A 1180-nucleotide genomic window follows, 5' to 3' on the forward strand; every position below is an offset into this window, starting at 1 on the left:
CCCCGGCCGCGAGCGGCCGGGGCGGTCCGCGGTTACGGGCGGTAATTAGTCCGAAAAGTCACCATGATCGGCCGACCGTCGTAGGCGGTTGACTGACCTACCAAATGGTTCACAAGTAATAATTCGGACATGCGATCTCGTTCTCTTGTCGTCCCCGCGGTTCTCGCCGGCCTGCTCGCCGGCTCCGTGCCGGACGCGGCCTCGGCCCATGAGCAGGTCGGCACGCCCTCCGCCACGGTGGCGGCGGCCCGTACCGCGGCGGACGCCGCGAAGGCGAGCAGGGCGGCCACCGGGGGGACCCTGGTCGCGCGGTACGGCTTCGACGGCGGCCGGGCCACCTCGATCACCGACGAATCCGGCAACGGCCACACGCTCCGGTTGATCACCGGCAACGGCGGCACCGTGAGCATGGTCCGGCGCGGCCAGGGCCACGCGCTGCGCTTCCCGGGCAAGTGCACCGGCAAGAAGCGGTGCCCGCACGCCGCGCTGCAGAGCCCCAGCGCGGCGAACCTCAACCCGGGCACCAGGGCAATCTCGTACGGCGCCAAGGTGCTGCTGTCGCGCAGCCAGACCAGCAAGGGCCAGAACGTCGTGCAGAAGGGCTACTCGGCCACCAGCAGCCAGTACAAGTTGCAGGTGGACGGGGCCGCCGGCCGGGCGAGCTGTGTGCTGGTCGGCGCCCGCCCCGGCATCAAGCTCGTGACCAGTACGGTCTCGGTCGCCGACGGCACGTGGCACGCGGTGGAGTGCCGGCGTACGGCGACCGCGCTGACCGTGCTCGTGGACGGTGCGGTGCGGGGCAACCGGGCCATCGCGGCCGGCCTGTCGGTGGCCAACGACCGCCCGCTCAGCATCGGCGGCAAGGGCGCCTACTCCGACAACGACCAGTTCCAGGGCACCCTGGACGACGTCTGGGTGCGGATCGGCTAACTGTCCCGCAGGCCGGCGGCCATCGCGCGGACCAGCTGGGCGTCCGTGGTGTCGCCGGAGAGCTCCCAGGCGAACGCGCCACCGAGACCGCGGCTGCGGGCGTACGCCATCTTGGTCCTGATGGTCTCCGGGGTGTCGTAGCTCCACCACTGGCCGCGGCACAGCGCGTAGGCCGTCCCGCCGGCCGTGCCGGTCGGCGGGCAGGTCCGGCGCAGCACCGCGTAGTCCTCGATGCCCTTCTCGGTGCTGC

General features: G+C 71.9%; 2 protein-coding genes. One reads left to right on the top strand and one right to left on the bottom strand.

Annotation, left to right across the window (positions count from 1 at the left end):
* Positions 1–129 precede the first annotated feature (129 nt).
* Complete coding sequence (locus AB0C29_RS49475) at positions 130–930, top strand: LamG-like jellyroll fold domain-containing protein (RefSeq protein WP_360835472.1); 801 nt, start codon at positions 130–132, stop codon at positions 928–930.
* Here AB0C29_RS49475 and AB0C29_RS49480 read toward each other — a convergent pair.
* Positions 927–1180, bottom strand: a 254-nt coding sequence (locus AB0C29_RS49480; RefSeq protein ID WP_360835474.1) for a glycosyl hydrolase family 18 protein, incomplete at its 5' end; no start/stop codon positions are given. The genes AB0C29_RS49475 and AB0C29_RS49480 overlap by 4 nt on opposite strands.

The organism is Actinoplanes sp. NPDC048791, assembly GCF_040650095.1.
In the GTDB taxonomy this organism is placed as follows: Bacteria; Actinomycetota; Actinomycetes; order Mycobacteriales; family Micromonosporaceae; genus Actinoplanes.